This window comes from Bacillus sanguinis (genome assembly GCF_018332475.1).
Lineage (GTDB): Bacteria > Bacillota > Bacilli > Bacillales > Bacillaceae_G > Bacillus_A > Bacillus_A sanguinis.
The window spans coordinates 1-19,259 of the sequence record NZ_BOQB01000193.1 but is presented as its reverse complement, the minus strand read 5'-3'; the positions used below and the strand labels follow the sequence as shown (position 1 = coordinate 19,259).

11 protein-coding genes are annotated in these 19,259 nt (G+C 36.9%); 3 read left to right on the top strand and 8 right to left on the bottom strand.

Translation table 11 applies throughout. The features are described from left to right. Window positions 1-20: 20 nt before the first annotated feature. Both galU and KI369_RS20030 read right to left on the bottom strand, forming a co-directional pair. On the bottom strand, window positions 21-908 hold the full coding sequence (gene galU / locus KI369_RS20035; protein WP_212957125.1) for a UTP--glucose-1-phosphate uridylyltransferase GalU: 888 nt from the start codon (window positions 906-908) through the stop codon (window positions 21-23). A gap of 108 nt (window positions 909-1,016) precedes the next feature. Further along, on the bottom strand, window positions 1,017-2,741 hold the full coding sequence (locus tag KI369_RS20030; RefSeq protein ID WP_212957124.1) for a phospho-sugar mutase: 1,725 nt from the start codon (window positions 2,739-2,741) through the stop codon (window positions 1,017-1,019). A gap of 143 nt (window positions 2,742-2,884) precedes the next feature. On the opposite strand from KI369_RS20030, the gene cdaS reads away from it, so the two are divergent. Further along, window positions 2,885-3,490 carry a sporulation-specific diadenylate cyclase CdaS gene (gene cdaS / locus KI369_RS20025; protein ID WP_212957123.1) on the top strand — a complete coding sequence of 202 codons (606 nt, stop codon included), beginning with the start codon at window positions 2,885-2,887 and terminating at the stop codon, window positions 3,488-3,490. An 83-nt stretch (window positions 3,491-3,573) separates the two neighbouring features. Here cdaS and pepA read toward each other — a convergent pair whose 3' ends face one another. From pepA to KI369_RS20000, 5 genes are all read right to left on the bottom strand, one after another. Further along, on the bottom strand, window positions 3,574-5,058 hold the full coding sequence (pepA, locus tag KI369_RS20020; protein WP_212957122.1) for a leucyl aminopeptidase: 1,485 nt from the start codon (window positions 5,056-5,058) through the stop codon (window positions 3,574-3,576). A gap of 128 nt (window positions 5,059-5,186) precedes the next feature. Further along, entirely contained in the window at window positions 5,187-5,813 is a 627-nt protein-coding gene (spsC, locus tag KI369_RS20015; RefSeq protein WP_212957121.1) for a stationary phase survival protein SpsC, read from the bottom strand. Window positions 5,814-5,899: 86 nt separating this feature from the next. Then, window positions 5,900-6,217 (bottom strand): YuiB family protein, encoded by a 318-nt coding sequence (locus tag KI369_RS20010; RefSeq protein WP_000027015.1) that lies wholly within the window; start codon window positions 6,215-6,217, stop codon window positions 5,900-5,902. Beyond that, on the bottom strand, window positions 6,214-6,720 hold the full coding sequence (locus KI369_RS20005; RefSeq protein WP_212957120.1) for an NUDIX hydrolase: 507 nt from the start codon (window positions 6,718-6,720) through the stop codon (window positions 6,214-6,216). Before KI369_RS20005 ends, KI369_RS20010 begins: the two co-directional genes overlap by 4 nt. A 125-nt stretch (window positions 6,721-6,845) precedes the next feature. Next, window positions 6,846-8,054 (bottom strand): NAD(P)/FAD-dependent oxidoreductase, encoded by a 1,209-nt coding sequence (locus KI369_RS20000; protein WP_212957119.1) that lies wholly within the window; start codon window positions 8,052-8,054, stop codon window positions 6,846-6,848. A 462-nt stretch (window positions 8,055-8,516) separates the two neighbouring features. Here KI369_RS20000 and KI369_RS19995 point away from each other — a divergent pair, with 462 nt between their 5' ends. Then, the gene (locus KI369_RS19995) at window positions 8,517-9,506 is read left to right on the top strand and encodes an NAD(P)/FAD-dependent oxidoreductase (RefSeq protein WP_000829788.1); all 990 of its coding nucleotides are present in this window, start codon (window positions 8,517-8,519) and stop codon (window positions 9,504-9,506) included. Between the two features lie 118 nt (window positions 9,507-9,624). On the opposite strand, the gene KI369_RS19990 is transcribed toward KI369_RS19995, so the two are convergent. Next, on the bottom strand, window positions 9,625-18,339 hold the full coding sequence (locus tag KI369_RS19990) for an isopeptide-forming domain-containing fimbrial protein (RefSeq protein ID WP_212957118.1): 8,715 nt from the start codon (window positions 18,337-18,339) through the stop codon (window positions 9,625-9,627). A gap of 422 nt (window positions 18,340-18,761) precedes the next feature. On the opposite strand from KI369_RS19990, the gene KI369_RS19985 reads away from it, so the two are divergent. Further along, window positions 18,762-19,241, top strand: a complete 480-nt coding sequence (locus tag KI369_RS19985) for a GyrI-like domain-containing protein (protein WP_212957117.1) — start codon at window positions 18,762-18,764, stop codon at window positions 19,239-19,241. The last annotated feature ends 18 nt before the right edge of the window (window positions 19,242-19,259 follow it).

Below are 19,259 nucleotides of genomic sequence, written 5' to 3'. Positions count from 1 at the left end.
TGAAATAACTCTTTTTTCTATTAAGACTCTTGATTCGTATGTTTTTCTAAAATTTTCTGCATCATTACAACCATGTCATCACGTAATTCTGGGTGTTGCAGGGCCATTTCAATTGTCGTTTGAACGAATCCTAACTTTTCACCTACGTCGTAGCGCGTTCCTTCGAAATCGTAAGCGAATACACGTTGAATTTCGTTTAAGCTTTGAATAGCATCTGTTAACTGGATTTCGCCACCAGCACCAACATGTTGCTGTTCTAAGAACATGAAGATTTCAGGTGTTAAAACGTAACGTCCCATAATTGCTAAGTTTGAAGGTGCTGTACCTGCTGCTGGTTTCTCAACGAAATTACGAACTTGGTAACGACGGCCTTCTTGCTCTAATGGGTCGATAATTCCATAACGGTGTGTTTCATCTTCTGGAACCGTTTGTACACCAATAACAGAAGAAAGCGTTTTATCATATTCTTCAATTAATTGACGTAAACATGGTTTTTCAGCTTGAACGATATCGTCACCTAATAAAACAGCAAACGGCTCATCACCAATGAATTTACGTGCACACCAAACAGCGTGTCCTAATCCTTTTGGTTCTTTTTGACGGATATAGTGAATGTCTACCATTTTTGAAGAAGCCTGTACTTTTTCAAGTAACTCATACTTTTTCTTTTCTAATAAGTTTTGCTCTAACTCAAATGCATTATCAAAATGATCTTCAATAGAACGCTTCGTTTTACCAGTAACGATAATGATATCTTCGATTCCTGATTTTACTGCTTCTTCTACAATGTATTGGATAGTTGGTTTATCTACTATCGGTAACATTTCTTTTGGCATTGCTTTTGTAGCTGGTAAAAAACGTGTTCCTAATCCAGCTGCTGGGATTATCGCTTTTCTTACTCTTTTCATCACAAAATACCCTCTCTTCTGTCAGAATCAATAACGATTATTTCCTTACATAGAATAAAAGGGAGGTTTCACTCCCTTTTATTCCTTACTACTTAAAATTACTTTATATTATAAACGATTCATAATATCTTCTTTAATAGTAAGTAACTTTTGTTCACTATTTTGTAAAGAACTATCTTGTACACCAAAGTAGAATTTGATCTTCGGCTCAGTTCCAGATGGACGTAAGCAGAACCAAGAACCATCTTCTAATTGATATTTTAACACATTTGATTTCGGTAAGTGAATCTCTTCTTTATGTCCATCTTGTAAAGAGGTAACGATGCTCGCTTTATAGTCTTCAACTGCTACAACTGTTAAGCCTGCTACTTCTTTCGGAGGATTTTCACGGAATGTTGCCATCATCTCTTGAATTTGTTCCGCTCCATCTTTTCCTTTTAGCGTTAACGATACAAGATCTTCACGGAAGAAACCGTACTTCGCAAATACTTCTAATAGACCATCGTATAACGTTTTACCTTGTGATTTGTAGTATGCAGCTACTTCACATGCAAATAGAACAGATTGTACTGCATCTTTATCACGGCAGAATGGACGGATTAAATAACCATAGCTTTCCTCATAACCAAATTGGAATTCGTATTGTCCGCTTTCTTCATACTGTCTAATTTTCTCACCGATAAATTTAAATCCAGTTAACGTATCAACTGTATCTAAACCGTATGCTTTCGCGATTGTACGGCCAATTTCAGACGTTACGATTGTTTTTAATACAACACCGTTCTCTGGAAGTGTTCCGTTTTCTTTCTTTTGAGATAATAAGTAATCAAGCATTAATGCACCTGTTTGGTTACCAGTTAATACTTGGAACTCACCATCGTGATTACGAACTGCTACGCCAAGGCGGTCTGCGTCAGGATCCGTTGCGATTAACACGTCTGCGCCTACCTTTTCACCGTCACGAATTGCATACTCAAACGCTGCATGCTCTTCTGGGTTCGGTGATTTCACTGTAGAGAAGTTCGGATCTGGTAACTCTTGCTCTTTTACAACTGTTACATCTGTAAATCCAACTTCTTCTAAACCACGGCGTACAGAAATATTTGATGTTCCGTGTAATGGTGTAAAGACGATTTTTAAGTCTTTCCCAACATTTTGTACCATTTCTTTATTAATAATGACATTGTTCAATTCTGCAGCATATGCATCATCTACTTCTTGTCCAATAATATGTAATAAACCATCAGCTTTTAATTGCTCCACATCAGCAACCTCAACTGTTAATTCATCCTCTACTGCATTTACATAGCTAATTAACTCATCAGCTTCTTTTGGAGGCAACTGCCCACCATCTTCACCGTATACTTTATAACCGTTATATTCTGGCGGATTATGGCTTGCCGTAAGAACGATTCCACTTACTGTATGTAAATGACGAACTGCGAAAGAAAGCACTGGCGTTGGACGTAAGCTTTCAAACACATATGTTGTAATACCGTGTGCACCAAGTGTAGCAGCTACTTCCATTGCGAATTCAGGTGATTTATGACGAGAATCGTACGCAACCACAACACCACGTTTTTTCGCTTCTTCACCTAATTTTTCAATAAACTTCGCTAATCCTTGTGTCGCTTTACGAACTGTATATACGTTTAAACGGTTCGTACCAGCACCAAGTTCACCACGCATACCACCTGTGCCGAATTCTAGATTTTTATAAAAGCTATCCTCGATTTTCTTCTCATCTTGCTTCATGTTTTCTAACTGTTCTTTTAGTTCTGCGTCTAACTCTGCATATGAAAGCCAGCGACTAAATTCTTGTTTCCAGTTCATACTTCTATCTCCTCTCACTTGTCATACCTTTATTATATGAAAAAAACAACCTGTATCTCAATATTTTTTACAATCTAACAGGATTTTACTAGGAATATTTGTATACACTATGGTTAAATACTCCACTAAAGGGAATGAGGATTATGCAAGAATGGGGATTGTCAGAAGAACTCAAAATACAAACAAAGCAAATGATTGAAATTGCAGAAAAAGAATTATCCATTATGAGGCAAGCAATTGATAAAGAAGATGAATGTATTTTGTGCAAAATGGAAGATATTCATCATATGTTAGCAAACGTACAAACATTGGCAGCTACATACTACATTCAAGCGTATTTATCACCTTATACGGAAAGCTCACATTCTATTACAGCAACTGTCCAACATTTAAGCGCCCGAAAACACGGGGCTCTTATTGTTGTGGAAAGAAACGAGCCGCTTGACTCTCTCATTCAAACTGGAACAACATTACATGCTCATTTAACCTCACCGTTACTTGAATCCATTTTCTATCCAGGTAACCCTCTCCATGACGGAGCCGTTCTCGTTAAAAATAATCATATTGTTTCAGCTGCTAATATTCTTCCATTAACAAGAAGCACAGAAGTTGATCCTGAGCTAGGAACACGTCACAGAGCTGCAATTGGCTTATCAGAAAAAAGCGATGCACTTATTTTAGTTGTCTCTGAAGAAACAGGTCGCACTTCATTCGCCTTAAATGGGACGTTATATACGATTTCATTATAAAGTGAAATTACACCGGCCGTAACACCATATATATCAATAAAAAAGGCTGTTCCAAAATGTAGGAACAGCCTTCTCTTATGATCTTATTCTTCTCCGAAACGTTCAACAAGTGTTGCAAGTGTACGTACCATTGCACCCGTTGCTCCAGCTGGCCCTAAATCATGCGCTCCTGAAGTTTCAGATGTTCCAGCGATGTCTAAGTGTACCCAAGGTGTATCTTCAGCGAATTCACCTAGGAATGTACCTGCCATAACAGCATGTCCTTCGCGGCCTGGTGAGTTATTTAAATCAGCAAACTTACTATTTCTCACGCGTTCTTTATCACGATCAAAAATCGGTAATTGCCAAATTGATTCATCTGTTTCCATAGATGCCTCTAGCACTTGCTCAAACAACTCTTCATTGTTTGTCATTGCGCCTGTCGTATGATTTCCAAGCGCAACAATTACACCACCTGTTAATGTCGCAACATCAACAAGGTAGTTTGCACCTAATTTTTTCGCATACGTAATGCCGTCTGCTAATGCTAGGCGACCTTCTGCATCTGTATTTAATACTTCAATTGTTTTTCCGCTCATAGATGTGATTACATCGTCTGGCTTAAATGCTGTACCACTTACAACGTTATCCGTTGATGGAATAACAGCGATCACATTTTGCTCTGGGCGAAGTTCTCCGATAATTTCCATCGCACCTAATACAGCAGCAGCACCGCCCATATCACCTTTCATACCGACCATGCCTTCACGTGGTTTTAAAGAATAACCACCTGTATCGTATGTGATTCCTTTTCCAACAAATCCAATAACATCTGTCCACTCTTCTTTTCCTTTATAAATAAGAGCGATCATTTTTGGTGGCTCTGTACTACCTTGGTTTACTGCAAGTAACGCACCCATACCAAGCTCTTCCATCTCTTCTTTCTCAAGAACTTTATAATCCATATCATACTTTTCCGCTAACTCAACAGCATACTCAGCAAGCTTTGTTGCTGTTAATACGTTTGGCGGCATATTTACAAGTGTACGAGCTGAATTTGTTGCACTTCCATGTACGTAACCAACTGTTAATGCAGCTTCAATTTCTTGTGCATCTTCTGCTGTAATAGCCATGAACTTCTCTAGTTCCACACGATCCTTTTTATCTGATTTATACGTTTGTAACTCATATGTACCAAGACCTTGTACTTCTGCTGCAATATGAGCTACATCAATCGCATCTAATTTCTCTGTTACGAAAGAATCAAGTAAGATTGCTGCATCTTGTACTTTTGCTGCCTGTAACGTTTTAAACGCCTTACCAAGAGCAGCACGCAACGTTTCTGTCGTGTAAGACTCTTTCTTACCTAAACCTACGAAATAATAACGTTTCACATTTGTTTTTCCTAAACTATGTACTTTTGAAATAGCTTTCTTCTTAGTAGAAAGTTCTTTCTCTTCTAATAAAACTTGTAATTGTCCTTCAAACGCTTTGTCCAGTTCTTGTACAAAACTACTCATTTTATCTTCTTCGAATAAGGCAACAATTACCGCTTCATGGCTTGCTAATTCTTTTTGTACTTGAAACATGTTCAGACCCCCTAAATTTCTCTACTCTACCTTTATTATAACTTTATTTTCGATAAAATGCGACAATTCTAACTTCTACTATTACCTCTATTACGAAATAAAAAAAGTCTAGCGTAATTACCACTAGACTATCTTTGTTTTAAATATTGACCGCGAAACACTTGCATCGTTTCGTCTTGATTTAACATTGTTAACTCTTCTTCTGAAAACTTACCATCTCCAACTTTCACTACATACACATTTACTTTTTTCTTACCCCATTGGCTATAAACATCTTTCACCGTATCATAATATAAGTCAAGGCGGTTTCCTTTTATTGCACCGCCCTTATCAGCTACTACACCATATCCATAACCTGGCACGAATAAAATTGTTCCAATTGGGAATACGCGTAAGTCCGCTGCGATTGTGGAATATAAATCCCTTTTCACCTTAACACCTGAATATGTAATACCATACTCCGGATGTCCCGGCCTCTTACCAGTTGACTCAATTCCTGACGTATAACCTGTTGCAGTCATTTCAATTGAACGATATTTAGACCAGTCTTTCGCCTGCTCTAAAGCATTTATCACTTCTTTACTCGGAGCAACATTTCTCTTAACTTCTGCTGCATGTACTTCTTTTGCACTCGTTCCCTCATATTTCTTTACAATCTCTAATACAGAAACTCCTGTGAAAGCATTCCATGTTACGCATAATGCGGATACAAGTAAACAAGTCATCATAATGCGAATACAATACCGTTTTAACATTTTTATATTCCACACTCCTTCATCGTTAATCATTCCCTATACGATGAAGGAATATGCAAAAAAATAATCTCCAAATGAATTGGAGATTAAAACATTTGATATCCACTTTTCCGAAGTTTCTTAATGACAATTCCAGCTAAAGCAGCACCTACTAATCCAGTCGATAAAATAAATACATCCGCTTGTCCTAAATGCGATACACTTGTCCCAAATGAAGAGAATGTTTCTTTTGGCTTTGAAAAGTAATCCCACATACTCGCCTTATTAATAATAAGCATACAAACAATCGGATACACAATAACCATTACCCATGTTGCTCGCAATATCATGTTGAGTAAAAATCCAATTCCAAAAAACAAAATAAAGAATAACATCATTGAAATAAGTAGTACCGGTATACTCACTCTTTCTCCCTCTCCTTCGCATGCGCCGTAAATACATGATAGGCGGTATAACCAAATTGCTCTCCTGGATTTAATGTTTTGTCCATCTCAAGATGTAATTCTGATTTTCTTTCTAACAAATATTTAATAAGTACAGACGTATTTGGGTCGTCCGCAATCGTATCTGGATGTAGAAATGCTACTTCAGACAATTCCTTCTCCTGTACAATAATAGCTTCCCCTTCAGGCTCCAAAAGGAAAATAATCATATTATCACTAATCTCATTTCGAATCACGCCCGATCGAACACCAATGATCCCCTTCACATGAGCGACAATGCCTGTCTCTTCTAACACTTCACGTTTCACAGCTTCATCAACCGTCTCACCTTCATTTACAAAACCAGCCGGCAAAGACCATTTCCCCTTTAATCCACTGTATTTTTTCTTAACGAACAGCCACCTGCCATCTTTTGTAGCTACTAAGCCACCGACAGCTAGCCATACTTTCCCTCGCTTCTCCATGATGTAATAACCTCCTCCACTAGAACGGACAGAATATTCTTTCTTTTTTTATATATTATACTATATTTTTTAAATGAAAAAAGCAGAAACAGCTCATAGCCGTTCCTGCTTTCTTCTACTATATATTAAAATAACTTCAATTTACCTTTTTTAAGAACTAATAAAGGTCCACCTAATAAGAATAGGTAACGGTTATCGATAACTTTCTTCATGAAAGAAGCTTTCCAACCTGTTAACTTTTTACCCATAACAACGCCCATTGCATCATCATGACCTAAAGAACATACAGATCCTTTATTATCGAATGCGAATTTCTTCATTTCGCCCTTACCACGAACTAACACAGTTAAGTTGTGTGCAATGTTGTAACCTTGTTGAATTGCGATTTGTGCTGTTGGTGGGTATGGACGGTTAATTTCTTCGTTAATGATTAACGCTGCGTCACCAACCATGAATACCTCTTCGTATCCTGGAGCGTGCATGTACTCATCAACTTTTACACGTCCGCGCATTGCTTCAAAGCCAGACTCTTCCACAATACCGTTACCACGAACACCTGCAGCCCAAACTACTGTTTCAGACTTAATTAATTCAGTGTCATCGCCATTCGCAACGATAATACCTTCTTCAGTTGCTTCTTTAATTGCTGTACCGATTCGGAATTCTACACCTTTTTTCTCAAGTTGTTTTACAGCGTATTCTACTAACGCTGGATCAAAACCTGGAAGTGCTGTTGGAGCAGCTTCTACACAGATGATACGTGCTTTTTCACGTGGTACATTGTACTCTTTGCAAAGTTCAGGAACACGGTTTGCAAGCTCACCTACGTATTCGATACCAGTAAATCCAGCACCACCAACAACGATTGTTACTAGCTCATCGCGTTGTTCAGTTGCATATTTAGCGAAACTAGCTTCCATATGCTCACGAATTTCACGAGTTGCATTAATGTTAGCGATTGAGAATGCATGCTCTTTTAGTCCTGTAATTCCGAATGTTTCTGATTCGAAACCAAGACCGATTACTAAGTAGTCATACTCTAACTCGCCATTTTTTAAGATAATGCGTTTTTCAGCAGCTTTAATTTCTACTACTGTGTCTTGTACAAAGTTTACTTTATTTGTATCAATAACGTCTTGAATATCTAGACAAATTTTTTCATCTTGTAATGTACCAGCTGCGCTCTCATGTAACCAAGTCGCTTGGTAGTGATAGCTGTTGTTGTTTACTAACGTAATTTCAGCTTCATTTACAGATAATGCTTTTTGCAGACGAACAGTCGTAATCATCCCGCCATAACCTGCACCTAAAACTACGATTTTTGGAGTCTTCACCAAATCACAACCCTTTTCTTTATATAATAGTAATGAAAAATAATACCAAGTACTAAAAACTATATTTGTCAAGAATGTGGAATTTATCACATTCTATATCATAACAAAACGCAGTCAAAAAATCGTACGAATTTTGTCATAGAAATTTAACATAATACTTCCCTATATTAGTCGGTTTTATTCCAGAATTCAAGCGTCTGGAGAATTATCAATATTTTAAAATAACATAGCGTTTTCAAGGGTTTTTCAGCCTTTTTTTCATGTATTTTCCTTTCACCATATTTTATACAATTAAAAACGCATCTATGCGAAAACTTACACACAATTCAGTCGTTTTCAGAAGTATTATGAACTCAAATATGCTATCATTTATTTGAAAGTGTCATCATTTGCAGGATTTTCGTGTACATATGAACAATATATGAAATCAATATCAAAATTCCATCTATAGGGGGAATGAAAGTGGCAGAAAATCAAAAAGTTTACGACATAACAATTATTGGTGGTGGTCCAACAGGACTGTTCACAGCATTTTATGGCGGTATGAGACAAGCAAGTGTAAAAATCATTGAAAGCTTACCTCAACTTGGAGGACAATTATCCGCACTCTACCCTGAAAAATACATTTATGATGTAGCTGGATTTCCAAAAGTGCGCGCACAAGAATTAGTTGATAACTTAAAAGAGCAAATGAAGAAATTTGACCCAACCGTTTGTTTAGAAGAAGCTGTCGATACGCTTGAGAAACAAGCTGACGGTATATTTAAACTTGTTACGAATAAGCAAACTCACTATTCTAAATCAGTTATTATTACTGCTGGCAATGGTGCTTTCCAACCACGCCGCTTAGAATTAGAAGGTACAGCAAAGTATGAAAAGAAAAACTTACATTATTTCGTTGATGATATGAATAAATTTGCTGGTAAGCGCGTCGTAGTATTTGGTGGCGGCGACTCAGCTGTTGATTGGACAATGATGTTAGAGCCAATTGCTGAAAAAGTTACAATCGTTCATCGCCGTGATAAATTCCGTGCGCATGAACATAGCGTAGAAAGCTTAATGAACTCTCGTGCAGAAGTAAGCACACCATACGTTCCAGTAGAACTCATTGGTGATGACAAGATTGAACAAGTCGTTCTTCAACACGTAAAAACGGAAGAAAAAATTATCATCGATGTTGATGATGTAATCGTAAACTACGGCTTCGTTTCTTCTCTTGGTCCAATTAAAAACTGGGGCTTAGATATACAAAAAAACAGCATTCTCGTGAACTCAAAAATGGAAACAAATATTCCTGGCATTTACGCGGCTGGTGACATTTGTACATATGAAGGAAAAGTAAAACTCATTGCTTGCGGCTTCGGTGAAGCACCCACAGCAGTAAACAATGCGAAAGCTTACTTCGACCCAAACGCAAAACTTCAACCGATGCACAGCTCAAGTATGTTTTAATATACAAAAATAAAGCTCCTTCCACACATGGAAGGAGCTTTTCTTTTTATGTCAGAAAACAAAAGCACAATGAATCCGATACAAAATCGAACTCATTGTGCTTTTCATCTAAAAAGAATTATTGTTTTCTTCTTCTACCTAATACAAATAATACTCCGCCAACTAAGAATGAAATTCCCGCGCCAACTGACATCATCCATGGAGACGCTGCCCCTGTTTTCGGTAATTCTCTTTCTACTTTTACTTGCGGCTCTTTAATTAATTTTTCCAATCTTACTTCCGGTTTCTCCAGCGTTACTTCTGGTTTCTTCGGATCTTCCGGTTTCACCTCTGGTTCTTTGGAATCTTCCGGTTTCACCTCTGGTTCTTTCGGATCTTCCGGTTTCACCTCTGGTTTCTTCGGATCTTCTGGTTTTACCTCTGGTTCTTTCGGATCTTCTGGTTTCACCTCTGGTTCTTTCGGATCTTCTGGTTTCACCTCTGGTTCTTTCGGGTCTTCCGATTTCACCTCTGGTTTCTTCGGATCTTCCGGTTTCACCTCTGGTTCTTTCGGATCTTCCGGTTTCTCTTGTTCTTCCGGAATAATTGAAATTGTCGGTTCAAGAGGTTGGTTTTCTGCATCATCTACAATCGCTTTATTCACAATTTCCTTACCGACTTTTTCTTTTACTTTGACTTTAAAAATGATACTTCTTTCTTTTGTATCTATAATATTTTCATACTTCGCAGTTACTTTTCCATTTTCCTCTTTTACTTCTAATGCACCTTCCGCCTTTACGCTACCTTTCACGTATTCTAAGCCGACCGGCAACTTATCTTCTACTTTCACTTCAGCTATTCTCCCGTTTTCTACCGTATTTTTGAAACTAATTCGGTATTCAACTTCTTCTCCTAGCTTCGGTTTTTGATTGCTTACTTCTTTTTTCGCTTCTAATTTACCAGCTTTATAATCTGGCTTAATGGAAACATCTGGTTTTTCTGGTCGGTTTTTTGTATCTTCCACAATCGCTTTATTCACAATTTCCTCACCGATTTTAACCGTTTCTTTTACCTTCACTTTAAAAATAATACTACGTTCTTCTCTATCCATAATGTCTAAATACGTAGCAATTACTTTTCCAAACTCCATTTTTAACTCTATTGGATTTGGCTCAACGCCTTCAAATCTAAGACTATCTTGCACGTATTCTAAACCGGCTGGAATTTCATCTTCTACCTTTACCACGGCTAATTTTCCGTTCTCTACCGTATTTTCAAAGCTAATTCGGTATTCGATTTCTTCTCCTAGCTTCGGTTCTTTATTACTTACTGTCTTCGTTGCTTTTAACTTACCATCTTTATATTCTGGCTTTATTGTCGCTGTCGGTTCTATAACTGGATGGTTCGGATCATCCACATGAATAATCGCTTTATTTGTTATTTCCTCTCCAACTTTTACTGTTTCTTTTACCTTCACTTTAAAGATGATACTTCTTTCTTTCGTATCCATAATTTCTGGATACTTTGCTGTTACTTTTCCATTCTCTACTTTAAGCTCTGTTGGTACAGGCTTATCACCTACAGCCTCCAAGCTATCTTTCACATATTCTAAACCGGCTCGAATTTCATCTTCAATTTTCACATCAACTAACTTCCCGCCATCTACTGTGCCGTTAAAAGTAATTCGATATTCAATTTCTTCCCCTAGCTTCGGTTCGTGATTACTTACTTCTTTCCTTGCCTCTAGTTTCCCATCTTTATATTGTGGCGTAATTGGTATAAGTGACTCAACTGGCGGAGTCGTCGGATTATTATCATCAACAATCGCCTTGTTTACAATCTCTTTTCCTACTTGTACCGTTTCTTGTACTCTTACTTTAAAGATGATGCTTCTTTTTTTCGTATCCGTAATTTCTGGATACTTCGCTGTTACTTTTCCATTCTCAACTTTAAGTTCTACTGGATTTGGTTCCGGCCCATCAGACTTTATACTATCTTGTACGTATTCTAAACCGGCTGGAATTTCATCTTCTACCTTTACCTCAGTTAGTTTTCCGTTCTCTATCGTATTTTCAAAGCTAATTCGATATTCTACTTCTTCTCCTAACTTCGGTTCCTGATTGCTTACTGTTTTTTCTGCTTGTAATGCACCATCTTTATATTGAGGCTGAATAGCGATATTCGGTTGCTCTGGTGGATTTATTGTATCTTCCACAATCGCTTTATTCACAATTGCTTTGTCCACTTCAACTGAATCTTTCACCTTCACTTTAAAAATAATACTTCTTTCTTTCGTGTCAGTAATATTTTCATACTTCGCGATAACCTTACCAGATTCTTCTTTCAACTCTACTGGCCCAGGCTTATCCCCTTCTGCTTTTAGACTATCCTTCACAAATTCTAAACCAGACGGAATTTCATCTTCTATCTTCACCTCGGCTAGCTTTCCATCTTTCACCGTATTACTAAATGAAATGCGGTATTCGATTTCTTCCCCTAGCTTCGGTTTATGATTATTTACTTTTTTATGAGCAGTAATTTTACCATCTTTATATTGCGGTGTAATTTTAGCTGTCGGTTCAGTTATAGGATGGTTCGGATCATCCACATGAATAATCGCTTTATTTGTAATACCCTTGCCTATTGCAACTGAATCTTTCACCTTCACTTTAAAGACAATACTTCTTTCTTTCGTATCCATAATCTCTGAATACTTTGCCGTTACCTTGCCATTTTCTACTTTCAACTCTACTGGTTTTGGCTCTTCACCTTCAGCCTTTTCGCTTCCTTGTACAAACTCTAATCCAGCTGGAATTTCATCCTCTATCTTCACCTCTGCTAGCTTTCCATCCTTCACCGTATTATTAAAAGTAATTCGATATTCGATTTCCTCGCCTAGCTTCGGTTCATGATTACTTACTTCTTTTCTCGCCTCAATTTTTCCATCTTTATATTGCGGTGTAATCGGTACGTAAGGTTCTTCTGGCAGATTCTTTGTATCATCCACAATCGCTTCATTTACAATTTCTTCTCCCGCTTTTACGCTTTCTTTTACCTTCGCTTTAAAGACAATGCTTCTTTCCTCTGTATCTGTAATTGCTGGATATTTTGCCATTACCTTATTATTTTTCACCTGTAGCTCTACTGGTTGCGGTTTAGAACCTTCTGCCGTGATGCTACCTTCTACATACTCTAAACCATTCGGTAATGTATCCTTTATATTTACCTCTGCTAGTTTTCCGTTTTCTACCGTGTTTTTAAAACTAATTCGGTATTCTACTTCTTCTCCTAGTTTCGGTTTATGATTATTCGCCACTTTCTGGGCAACAATCTTGCCGTCTTTATATTGTGGCGTAATTGCCACATGAGGCTTTTCTGGCTCATGTGTTGTATCTACTACGATTGCCTTATTGACAATTTCCTTACCTATTTCTGCTTCTTCTTTTACCTTCACTTTAAAGGCAATGCTTCTTTCTTTTGTATCTGTAATTGCTGGATACTTTGCCAGTACCTTGCCGTTTTCCACTTTCAGTTCTACTGGACCCGGTTTAGAACCTTCTGCTTTCACACTGTTCTCCACATACTCTAATCCAGCTGGAATTTCATCTTCTACTTTAACCTCAGTTAGCTTCCCGTTTTCTACCGTATTTTTAAAACTAATTCGGTACTCTACTTCTTCCCCTAACTTCGGCTTTTTATTGTTTACAACCTTCTCTGCTTTCAGCTTACCGTCTTTATATTCTGGCGTAATCGTTACTTCTGAGGTTATTGGATCTTTCGTATCATCAACAACCACTTTATTGACAATACCTTCACCAACTTTGAAGTCTTCTTTTACTTTCGCTTTAAAGACGATACTTCTTTCTTCTGTATCCGTAATCTCTGGATATTTGGCAATTACTTTTCCATCTTTCACTTGCAGTTCTACCGGCTCTGGCTTAGATCCTTCTGCTTTCACACTTTCTTTCACATACTCTAATCCATTCGGTAAATTATCTTCTATTTTCACCTCTGCTAGTTTTCCGTTTTCTACCGTGTTTTTAAAGCTGATTCGGTATTCTACTTCTTCTCCTAACTTCGGTGATGGGTTATTTACTACTTTTTTTGCTTCAACTTTTCCATCTTTATGCTGCGGAGTAATTTCTGCTTTTGGTGTTTCTGGTTTGTTTTTTGTATCATCAATAATTGCTTGATTGACGATTTTTTCGCCAACTTTTACTTCTTCTTTTACTTTCACTTTAAAAACGATACTTCTTTCTTCTGTATCCGCAATCTCTGGATACTTCGCCAGTACCCTACCGTTTTCCACTTTCAACTCTACTGGATTTGGTCCGGCACCTTCTGCTTTCACACTGTTTTCTACATACTCTAGACCATTTGGTAAAGTATCTTCTATCTTCACTTCTGCTAGTTTTCCGTTCGCTACCGTATTTTTAAAGCTAATTCGGTATTCTACTTCTTCTCCTAACTTCGGTGATATATTATTTACGCTTTTCTTTGCTTTCATTTTTCCATCTTTGTGTAATGGCGTAATTTTTGCTTCTGGCTCTTTTGACTCTTTCATATCATCAACAATTGCCTTATTGATGATTTCCTTGCCTACTTCCGCTTCTTCCTTCACCTTTACTTTAAAGACGATACTTCTTTCTTTCGTATCCGTAATATTTTCGTATTCAGCGATAACTTTTCCATCTTTCACATGTAACTTTACTGGAGCTGGTTTATCACCTTCCGCTTTTTCACTACCTTTTACATACTCTAAACCATTAGGGATTGTATCCTCTATTTTTACCTTTTCTAGTTTTCCGTTTTCTACCGTATTCTTAAAGCTAATTCGGTATTCTACTTCTTCTCCTAGTTTTGGTGATGGATTATCTACTGTCTTCTTCGAATCAATTATTCCATCTTTATATTGCGGAGTAATTCTTTCCTCCGGCTCAATAGGTGGATGTTTCGTATCATCAACAATTGCTTTATTGACAATCTCTTTACCTACTTTTGCTTCTTCCTTCACCTTTACTTTAAAGACGATACTTCTTTCTTTCGTATCCTTAATATCGATATACTTAGCTTTAACTACCCCTGCTTCAACCGTTAATTCTACTGGACCCGGTGCTTCCCCTTCAGCCTTAATACTATTTTCTACATATTCAAGACCTGTTGGAATTGTATCTTCTACTCGCACCTCTGCTAATTTTCCGTTCTCTACCGTATTATGAAAACTAATTCGATATTCGATTTCTTCGCCTAGCTTCGGCTTTTCATTATTAACTACCTTTGTAGCAGCAATTTCACCTTTTTTACTTTGCGGTGTAATAACAACCTTTGCATCAGCCGGATCATGTTTCGGATCCTTTGCAACTGCTTTGTTTACAATTGCTTCTCCTACTTTTGCCGTCTCTTTTACTTTCACTTTAAAAACAATACTTCTTTGTTCCATATCCGTAATTTCTGGATATTTTGCAGTTACTTTGCCATTTTCCATTTTTAGTTCTACTGGCTCTGGTTTTATACCTTCTGCTTTCAAACTATCTTTCACGTATTCAACACCTTCAGGCAACGTATCTTCTATCATTACCTTTTCTAGCTTTCCGTTTTCCACCGTATTATGAAATGTAATGCGGTACTCCACTTCTTCTCCTAGTTTTGGTGTTTGATTCGTTACGCTTTTATCTATGGTTACTTTACCGTCTTTATAACCTGGCGTAATCTTTTCTTCTGGATGCTCAGTCTGACCATTCGGATCGCTCACAATTGCTTTATTAACAATTGTTTCTCCTGCTTTTGCTTCTTCTTTTACTTTCACTTTAAAAATGATACTTCGCTCTTTTGTATCCGTAATCTCTGGATATTTTGCGATTACCTTACCATTTTCTACTTTTAACTCTACTGGTTTTGGTCCAGCACCTTCAGCTCTCTCACTGCCTTGTACAAATTCTAAGTTCGCTGGAATTTCATCTTCTATTGTAACTGCCTCTAGTTTTCCGTTTTCCACCGTATTTTTGAAGCTAATTTGATATTCAACTTCTTCTCCTAGCTTCGGCTTCTTATTTGTTGCTTTTTTCTTTGCATCAATTTTGCCGGCCTTATGCTGTGGTGTAATCTTTTCTTCTAGATCCTTTGGTAGATTTGTTTTATCACTAACAATTGCTTTGTTAACAATTTCTTCACCAATTTTTGCAGTTTCTTTTACTTTCGTTTTAAAGACGATACTTCTTTCTTCCATATCCATAATTTCTGGATACTTTGCAATTACTTTGCCATTTTCAAATTTCAGCTCTACTGGCTCTGGTTTTTCACCTTCTGCTTTCAAACTATCTTTCACAAACTCAAGACTACTCGGTAATTCATCTTCAATCGTCAATACATCTAGACGTCCATCTTTTACCTTGTTTTTAAACGTAATGCGATACTCTACCTCATCACCTAAACTCGGCGTTTTATTAGAAGCTATTTTTGTCGCTTCTATTTCTCCTGGAACTTCTTTTGGAGTCGTAACCGTAATATTTGCATCGTCTTCACTCTTATACTCTATCTCGGCACTATCTTGTCCCTTTACAGCAACGACATTTTTTACTGTTGTATCTGATTGTATAGATTCTTTCACTTTCACCTTAAATGTAATAACGGCACTTTCACCCGGCTGTAAAACACCACCGTCTGTAGCATTTGCTCCTTCACCAATACGGAAATCAATTTGATTATTTACAAACTCTGCTTCATCATCGTTTGCTTCATCAGTTTTTTGTCCTTTATTGCTTCCACTAATATATTGAATTGATCCCGGGATATACTCCAAGCGAGTATCTAATTTATCAAAACCTTTTACATTAGATACCGGTGCTTGATTGTTCTTGGTATCATTTTTCACTTCAATTTGATACGTAATTTCTTCGCCAACTTTAACTTCCTTAATTTCTTTTCCGGCACTATCTAACGCCTTTTTATCAACTTGTAGATTTGGTGCATTATGTTCTGTGACGAATGTGGCGTTGTTTAGTACATAAATATCACCCGTCGAATATTTTGCTTTAAAGTGTATATTTCCAGATGTTAAATCATTTTTGACTTGGCTCGGTCCTTCAAGATGATACGTATGGATATCTGTACTAAATGAATTTGTCCAATCTGGGTTATACCCTGGATATTTTTTTGTAACAAATTCGTTAGTGCCATCCACTTGCACTTCTGTCATAGTAGAATCGTTAACATCATCATCTTTCCCATCAATATTCTTTAACTTTGTATATCCATAACCAAAATCATATTCCCCATAATCATACGCATACCCATCTTTTAAAATTCCTTTATCTTCAGCTGGATCACCTTGTGAGGAGAAATAACTAAATTTCGCTTTAAAGGCACCCTCTTTAGGAGTATTGATATGATTAATGTTAATTCCAGTCCAATTAACTGCATCTTTTTGAGCAACTAAACCTTCCCAAATCTTCATATCTTTTACGGTTTCTTTATAGTTTTCATACACTAATATAAGATTCCAGTTGCCCCAGTAATAGCCACCACCATTTTCGAATTTAATTTGTGGTATATTTGCAACTGTCACCGTTTGAGAAAGACCTTGCTTCGCAATTACATTTGTTACATCAGCAAATGCAACATAGCCAGCGCCACTACCCGAATAATTAGATATATAAGGTAAATAATCCGCTTTTCTTATACTATCAGCACTTATTTCCGCATATTCTTTATTTCCCATCTTCATTTTAACCGGCTGCCTTACATCTTCATCGCTAACCCTATACTCTTTATATGCGGAAGTTGGCGTCCCCATAGCTGCTGTCCAAAATAAATACGCCTTTTTCACTTTACTTCCAGTAGGGATTTTAGGAAAAGCTCCTGTTGATGAATTAAACGTCGTGACATCATTATCAACGTTGACTGTTGTTTTGTTTGATTGCTTCCCCATACTCAATCTCGTATAATGATTATCTTTCAAACCGAGCGTCACATTACCAGTCTGCACTAAATCACCAGCTGCAATTGTAGAATACAGTGGATCTCCAAACCCTTGCTTATCTCCTGTTTGGATTTGAACCTTTGAAGCATTCTCTGGTGTAGCTTGTACCTCTGTATCACTCTGCTTTGCCGCTACAGGCGATTGTTTTTTCTCTTTTTCTAGTTGCTTCTCATCTTCAGCTACTGTTTGCTTTACCAGTTCTGTTTTGGATGTAGATTTATTTTTATCTTCTGCAGATACTTCTTTAGTTTTAGCGTCCGCGGGTGACCCGATGTCTTTCTTACTACTGTCATCCTCATTATCAGTATTCGCCTCTACCTTGTCTTCAGAAGGAATTTCTTTAACATCTACAGACATGTTTCCTATTTGCACTTGATCTTTTTGCACACTAATCTTTTGTTTGTATTCTTTATTAAAATGCTGTGCACGGCTAGATTTTATTAACACAGTCATTTTTTCATGTGATTTTAAACCTTGAATTTTAAGATTAGAAGAAAGAATCTTTCCTCCCTTATCTTTTTCCTCTACATAGAAATCAGCTACCTTATTTTCAGGTAATTTCTCTCCGTTTACTTTCATAGATTGAGGAAGGAACATAATTTCATTGTCATTATTTTGTTTTATCACCAATTCTTGAATTGGTGTATCTCCCGTATTTTCAATCGTATATTGAAATACGTGCTCCCCCTCAGCTACTTCTCCCCTATATATTTCAGCATTCACTTGCTCTGCCTTAATCTTCACATCATTCCCTTGTAACTCATCCCAGCTCTTTTTATTTATCTCTGTAGCAAAAGCACTAGGTGAAGGCAAGATGATAGATAGAAGAAGCGTAATCATTGTTACGATATTAAAACATTTCAACACTTTTTTCATATTTTCCACCTTTTCTCCTTTCTATATATTTGCTATTCGTCTACTAATAGACGAAAACATAGCAATATATATCCACTCGCAACAATCCGTCCTACGAACTTCTATCATTGAAACCCTTATTTCAACAATACAAATCTCATAGAATATTACTATTTTAATTTATCAAAAATAATATATATAACGGATACTCATATAAACCTATAAAAACACCTTATGGTATAGGCCTATATAACAGTTTAAGGATACATAAAAAGCTTAACATATCCCTTAATCTATTCATACATACAATAGAATTTTTACCATTTTTAGTCATTTCAGTTTGTTGTTTATGATTAAAATTTTCTAAAAACAATAACCGTTACATGTAAAAATATGTTATATTAAACAAGAACAAATGTTCTAATTTAAAGGAGGAATTTTTCATGATAAACGAACCTATTATCGTAAAAAAAGAAGCTTTCCAAGCAATCGGTGTTTCAATTAAGACGACAAATGAAATAGAGGCATCTACTAAAGGTAAAATTCCCGAGCTTTGGAACCAATACTTCCAAGAACAAATGATGCATCGCATACCAAATCAACAAACGAAAGAAACATTCGCTTTTTACTCCAATTACGAATCAGATGAAACTGGTACATATCAATTTACAATTGCTATGCCTGTTTCTTCATTAGAAGACGTGCCTGAAAATATGACAACTTTAACAATACCTGCCGCTACGTATGCGGTATTTACAACGAGAAAGGGACCAGTTGCTGAAGTCATTTGCGAAGCTTGGGAATATATTTGGAAATGGTCAAAAGAAAACAAACGTGCTTTTACAACAGACTTTGAGCTTTATGATGAAAGAGCGTTAGACCCAAACAACGTACAATTGGATATTTATATTGCATTAGCCTGAACGACAAAAAAGAAGATA

What these genes read in the sequence shown, in the direction of transcription:
- galU (WP_212957125.1), bottom strand. Translation starts at nt 908, where the DNA reads ATGAAAAGAGTAAGAAAAGCGATAATCCCAGCAGCTGGATTAGGAACA.
- KI369_RS20030 (WP_212957124.1), bottom strand. Translation starts at nt 2,741, where the DNA reads ATGAACTGGAAACAAGAATTTAGTCGCTGGCTTTCATATGCAGAGTTA.
- cdaS (WP_212957123.1), top strand. Translation starts at nt 2,885, where the DNA reads ATGCAAGAATGGGGATTGTCAGAAGAACTCAAAATACAAACAAAGCAA.
- pepA (WP_212957122.1), bottom strand. Translation starts at nt 5,058, where the DNA reads ATGTTTCAAGTACAAAAAGAATTAGCAAGCCATGAAGCGGTAATTGTT.
- spsC (WP_212957121.1), bottom strand. Translation starts at nt 5,813, where the DNA reads ATGTTAAAACGGTATTGTATTCGCATTATGATGACTTGTTTACTTGTA.
- KI369_RS20005 (WP_212957120.1), bottom strand. Translation starts at nt 6,720, where the DNA reads ATGGAGAAGCGAGGGAAAGTATGGCTAGCTGTCGGTGGCTTAGTAGCT.
- KI369_RS19990 (WP_212957118.1), bottom strand. Translation starts at nt 18,339, where the DNA reads ATGAAAAAAGTGTTGAAATGTTTTAATATCGTAACAATGATTACGCTT.
- KI369_RS19985 (WP_212957117.1), top strand. Translation starts at nt 18,762, where the DNA reads ATGATAAACGAACCTATTATCGTAAAAAAAGAAGCTTTCCAAGCAATC.